A 5,454-nucleotide genomic window follows, 5' to 3' on the forward strand; every position below is an offset into this window, starting at 1 on the left:
GCATGTGTTACATCGAAGAAAACAGGAACATTCATTTCTTTCATGATGTCAAAGCCAAGCATATCTACAACAAGGTTGTTATAGCCAAATGCTGAACCGCGCTCACAAAGAATTAGTTTATCGTTTCCTGCTTCTAAACATTTATTCAGGATATGACGCATTTCATGAGGTGCCAAAAACTGAGCTTTCTTAATGTTAATAATAGCCTGTGTTTTTGCCATCGCTTCAACAAGATCAGTTTGGCGACTTAAAAAAGCCGGTAACTGAATAATATCAGCTACTTCTGCAACTGCTTCAGCTTGGTGTGGCTCATGAACATCGGTAATGATAGGAACATTAAAATGTTTTTTAATATCGCCTAACCATTCAATACCTTTTTCAAGTCCAGGACCACGGAACGAATGCAGACTAGAACGATTTGCTTTATCGAAACTCGCTTTAAATACATAAGGAATATCTAAGCGTTTGCAGATATCAACATAAGTTTCTGCAATTTCGAAAGCTAAATCTTTTGATTCAAGTACGTTCATTCCGCCAAATAATACAAATGGCAAATGATTTGCCATTTGTATATCGCCTAAACGTACAACTTCTTGTGGTTTTAATTGTGACATTTAAACTTTCCCAGTTTATTTAAAATCGCATTATTTACTTTTTTGATGCTGTGTTTTCGCAGCGTCAATAAAACTAGCAAATAATGGATGTCCATCACGTGGTGAACTTGTAAATTCCGGGTGGAATTGTACAGCAATAAACCAAGGATGTTCAGGAATTTCTACAGTTTCAACCAAATGTTGTGCCGAAGAGTAACCAGAAATCTTCATACCAGCTTGTTCAATCGCCTCAATGAAACGGTTATTCATTTCATAACGGTGACGATGACGCTCAGTAATTTCTGCTTTACCATAAACTTCACGTGTTTTAGTGCCTTCAACCAATTCAGATTTTTGTGCACCCAAACGCATAGTTCCGCCTAAATCAGACTCAACGCTACGTTGTTGTAACTCGCCACGCTCATCTAACCATTCAGTAATTAAACCAATCAATGGATACTTCGTAGAACGGTTAAACTCTGTAGAAGATGCTTCTGGCATTGCTGCAACGTGACGTGCATATTCGATTACAGCCAATTGCATGCCTAAACAAATACCCAAGAATGGAACTTTGTTTTCACGTGCATATTGAATAGCTTTCATTTTGCCTTCAGTACCACGCTCACCAAAGCCACCTGGGACTAAGATTGCGTCAGCTGTTTTCAAAATAGAAACGTCTTGGCTTTCAAGCTCTTCAGCATTGACATAGTCAATCTGTACTTTCACACGGTTTTTGATGCCTGCATGCAATAATGCTTCATTAACAGATTTATAAGCATCTGGTAATTCAACATATTTACCAACCATAGCTACACGTAAAGTGTATTCAGGATTAAGTAATGCTTCGACTACATTGTCCCAATCTTCTAGGTTTGCTTCTGGAAGATCATTAAATCCAAAACGTTCACAGATCAAGTCGTCAACGTTTTGTTCATAGAAAGTACGTGGAATTTGATAAATCGTTTTCGCATCTTTACATACCACAACAGCACGCGCTTCCACGTTAGTGAACAATGCAATTTTGCGTTTAGTATCAACATCTACATCATATTCAGTACGGCAGATTAAGATATCTGGTTGAATACCAATTGAAAGTAATTCTTTTACAGAATGCTGAGTTGGTTTCGTCTTAAGCTCTGCTGCCGATTTAATATATGGCAACAAAGTTAAATGCATAAGCATGGTACGTTTATGACCAAGCTCAACCATTAACTGACGAACTGACTCCATAAATGGAAGTGATTCGATATCACCTACCGTACCACCAATCTCAACGATTGCAACGTCGTAACCTTCACCAGCGCGAAGTACGCGTTCTTTAATATTGTCAGTAATATGTGGAATAACTTGAACCGTACCACCTAAGTAGTCACCACGACGTTCTTTATTTAGAACATCTTGATAAACACGGCCACTAGTAAAGTTATTCAGTTTGGTCATTTTCGCACGACGTAAGAAACGTTCGTAATAACCCAAGTCTAGATCAGTTTCGGCACCATCCTCTGTGACAAAAACTTCACCATGTTGGAAAGGACTCATTGTCCCCGGATCGACATTAATGTAAGGATCCATTTTAACCATTGTGACTTTTAAGCCACGGGCTTCCAAAAGTGCAGCAACTGAAGCAGCAGAAATACCTTTACCTAGCGATGAAACCACACCACCAGTAACAAAAATAAAATGGGTCATTAAGTTTCTCGTACAATCAAGCCGAAATCGGCCTACAATGTTGGGCAATTTTACTGTACTCTGCCCCTATAAAGCAAAGTCAAACCGCACCAATTCAAAGATCATTAAACAACTGGCTATTCTATCAGCATTTTTAATAAAAAATTAGGTCAATCTCACATGATTTTTTCATTCTCTTTTGCTGTTATAATGCGAGCTCCTCAATTAAATGTTGTTTAGGACAATGGCAAATAAAAAACTTTTAATCTGTGCTGCTATTGCGGCTGGACTATTGTTAACCGCATGCGTTAAAAAAGAAACACCAGAAGAAGAGCAAGAAAAGGTTGAAACTGCTGTTTCAGAACCTAAACCTGCTGAACCTGCAAAATTTGAGTCTTTAGAAAGTGTTAAAACTGAAGAAGCTCAAACTCAGGAACCAACGCAAGTTGAAGTTCATCACGAAGAAACAGCGAATACTACAACTGAAATTCGCCGTGAAACTCGTCCTGCCAATTCTGAGCAAAATTCACAAACAACTGTTTCTGAACAACCAAAAGCAGAGCCTAAGCCTAAGCCAGAACCTAAACCTGAGCCAAAAGCAGAGCCGAAGCCTGAGAAAGCTCAGTCAAAACCTGCTAAGCCAGCAGAACCATCTCAAACTGAAGATGATGCTGTTGCCGCTGCAATTGCTGCTGCTACACCAGCGCTTAAAAACTAAGTTCTCGTATGAATATGCCCAAATTAAACACTTGATTTGGGCTTTTTAAATATTATTAAAATTATCAATTCACTTATCAGTTTCACTTTTTTATTCCAATTTGTCTTTAAAGTTTCCCTAGATATCAATTCAGGACAACCTACTTCTTTTACTTCAAAAAACATTGACGCTCCCTATTACGAGATGTAATTTTTAATCAAGTTCCTTTTTGGAACTCTAATTAAAAGAAGATTGGAGCTTAAAATGAATACCGTATCAAATCGCGTGCCTGCCTCATTTCCAGTCCGTCGTATGGACTATAATTTTGAAAATGTACCTCGCTATTGGTGTAATAACGAACCCACTTTTACACATTATTTTACGGGTTTATCTACATTGTTCCCCGAGGGTGAATCATATTTTGTTCGTTCAGTTCGAGCATTACGCGCAAAAGCAAAGTCGAATGAACTTCTAGATCGTGAAATTAGTGCTTTTATTGGTCAAGAAGCAATGCATTCTAAAGAACATCATGCTTTTCATGTGAGTGCACAACAACATGGTTTAGATCCAGAATCTTTAGAAAAAGTAACGGGTATTGTTTTAAAGAGTATTGAAAAAGTTTTTAGTAAAAAATGGAACCTACTTGTAACGGTAGGCCTTGAACACTACACCGCTGTACTTGTAGTAAGCATGATGCAGTCTGTTAATGAACTGATGACAGACTCAACTATTCGTAACTTATGGTTATGGCATAGTATTGAAGAAACTGAGCATAAAGCTGTGGCGTTTGACCTTTATGAACACTTGTATGGAAGTGGACTGAGCGCCTATCTCCCACGTATCACCGTTTTCACTTTAAGTTTATTTTTAATTACCGGCTTCTCAACAATCTATCAATTCGTTCTTATGAAACGAGATCGCCAACTTCTTAACTTTAAATCTTGGCGTAAGTTTCTTGGTTTTATGACAACACAATATAAAGTTCTAACTCCGAAATTTTTTGACTATTATCGCTTTGACTTTCATCCTAACCAAACTGACGAAAAAGATCTGGTTGCCAGTACTAAAATCAAAATTGGACTAAAAAATCCAAAATTACTTTTATCCTGACCTAATGAAGTCATAAAGCCCATCTCTTGAATGGGCTTTATTTGATCAATTACGGCAACGCAATCATTGTTTATGATCAACCATAAAATAATTTGATATTAATTTGGCTGCCCATGAAGTACTTTTCCAACCTTCGTAAAAACCACAATGACTTCCCTTTTTAGTGGTTACCACTGCAATATTACTCATTTGCTGAATAGTTTCTTTATACGGCTCTAAATTTTTAATAGAACATACTGGATCATCTTCAGCATTAAGAATCATTAATGGAATTTTGACATTTTCAAATACATAAATGGGATTAATTGCCTGACAATAACTTTGATAGTCCTGAAAGCCTGCCATTTCAAAGTATTCTTTTTCAAACTCTTCAAGACTAGTCGTTGCAAGAACTTTTTCTAAAGAAGCAACCTGATTCCAAGTACTTTGATAAGGATGAATAAAATATTTGAACAACTTTTTAGTCATCATTTTGCTATAAAACGGGTGAACATTTTTAAAGCCAATCTCAGTGTTGTAGCCTGGGCACATTGCAAAAGCCGCTTTAAATGGTGTGTCAGTGCCTTGCTCACCCAAATAACGAACTAACAATCCTGTGCCAGCAGAAGAACCAACTGCGTACAAATCCGATTCAGGAAACAAATTTTGAATATGCGTAAGCTGCTCTTTAAGATCACTGGTTGATCCGAAAAGAGAAATCTGTGGTACAGGCATAGGTAAACCCGCATGCCCACGGCGTAAGCATAGTGCTATTCTCCATCCCGTATATTGATGAATATCTCTCACCAATTCACGCATACTTTCAGGTGTCCCTGTAATGGTGTGCATGATAACCACTGTAGGAGTATCTTTCGGAAGATTATAGCCATACCATGCAATTGCAGTTACGCCACCATCTTTCATACTGAGTTGCTCAATACGGTCATATTCAAGCTTGATGGTTTTTTTTCTAATAATATCGAAATATAAAAGATGGACATGATTGTTAGTTAACCATGGCGTAGGACGATATTTCTGCTTAAGTTGGGGCAACTTATCCAAAACATCTTTAATTTTCCCTTGTGGGTCATAATAGATTTTTGGCTGTTCAGCACCGAGTAATGAGTCAAACAATTCTGAACCGAAAGCTTTAATTTTATTTAAAGTAGATATGCTCATATCCAATCACGACCTCTGATTATGAGTTAAATGATTGCCGCACTAATGCTGCAACCTGCTGTCCCCAAATTGCATAAATTTCTTTGCTTGGATGAAAGCCATCACTTGCCATAGGCAGATTCAAAGCTTGAAAACTTTCAATATCATATTGAATGAATCTAAATTGGTTTTGTGCTTCTACCCATTTATATAATACTTGATTCATTTGCTCCGCGTATTTTCCAAACA

5 protein-coding genes and 1 pseudogene are annotated in these 5,454 nt (G+C 37.4%); 2 read left to right on the forward strand and 4 right to left on the reverse strand.

The window, feature by feature from the left end:
• A partial coding sequence (gene kdsA / locus UC75_RS04485) for a 3-deoxy-8-phosphooctulonate synthase (protein WP_228137087.1) occupies nucleotides 1-614 on the reverse strand: 614 nt, incomplete at its 3' end.
• A gap of 30 nt (nucleotides 615-644) precedes the next feature.
• Nucleotides 645-2,282 (reverse strand): CTP synthase, encoded by a 1,638-nt coding sequence (locus UC75_RS04490; protein ID WP_049836845.1) that lies wholly within the window; start codon nucleotides 2,280-2,282, stop codon nucleotides 645-647.
• 223 nt (nucleotides 2,283-2,505) lie between these two features.
• Between UC75_RS04490 and UC75_RS04495 the strand changes: the two genes are divergently transcribed.
• A complete protein-coding gene (locus tag UC75_RS04495) occupies nucleotides 2,506-2,979 on the forward strand; it encodes an internalin (RefSeq protein WP_034596188.1) in 474 nt (157 codons plus the stop codon).
• A gap of 243 nt (nucleotides 2,980-3,222) precedes the next feature.
• Complete coding sequence (locus UC75_RS04500) at nucleotides 3,223-4,068, forward strand: metal-dependent hydrolase (RefSeq protein ID WP_049836846.1); 846 nt, start codon at nucleotides 3,223-3,225, stop codon at nucleotides 4,066-4,068.
• A 63-nt stretch (nucleotides 4,069-4,131) separates the two neighbouring features.
• Here UC75_RS04500 and UC75_RS04505 read toward each other — a convergent pair whose 3' ends face one another.
• Complete coding sequence (locus UC75_RS04505) at nucleotides 4,132-5,226, reverse strand: YheT family hydrolase (protein ID WP_049836847.1); 1,095 nt, start codon at nucleotides 5,224-5,226, stop codon at nucleotides 4,132-4,134.
• 19 nt (nucleotides 5,227-5,245) lie between these two features.
• A pseudogene (locus UC75_RS20220) lies at nucleotides 5,246-5,454 on the reverse strand (SGNH/GDSL hydrolase family protein); the annotation flags it as partial.

This window comes from Acinetobacter sp. V2 (genome assembly GCF_001188385.1).
GTDB classification, from domain to species: Bacteria; Pseudomonadota; Gammaproteobacteria; order Pseudomonadales; family Moraxellaceae; genus Acinetobacter; species Acinetobacter oleivorans.

Excerpts from the sequence above, each read along its gene's own strand:
- UC75_RS04490 (WP_049836845.1), bottom strand. The coding sequence starts at position 2,282 with ATGACCCATTTTATTTTTGTTACTGGTGGTGTGGTTTCATCGCTAGGT.
- UC75_RS04495 (WP_034596188.1), top strand. The coding sequence starts at position 2,506 with ATGGCAAATAAAAAACTTTTAATCTGTGCTGCTATTGCGGCTGGACTA.
- UC75_RS04500 (WP_049836846.1), top strand. The coding sequence starts at position 3,223 with ATGAATACCGTATCAAATCGCGTGCCTGCCTCATTTCCAGTCCGTCGT.
- UC75_RS04505 (WP_049836847.1), bottom strand. The coding sequence starts at position 5,226 with ATGAGCATATCTACTTTAAATAAAATTAAAGCTTTCGGTTCAGAATTG.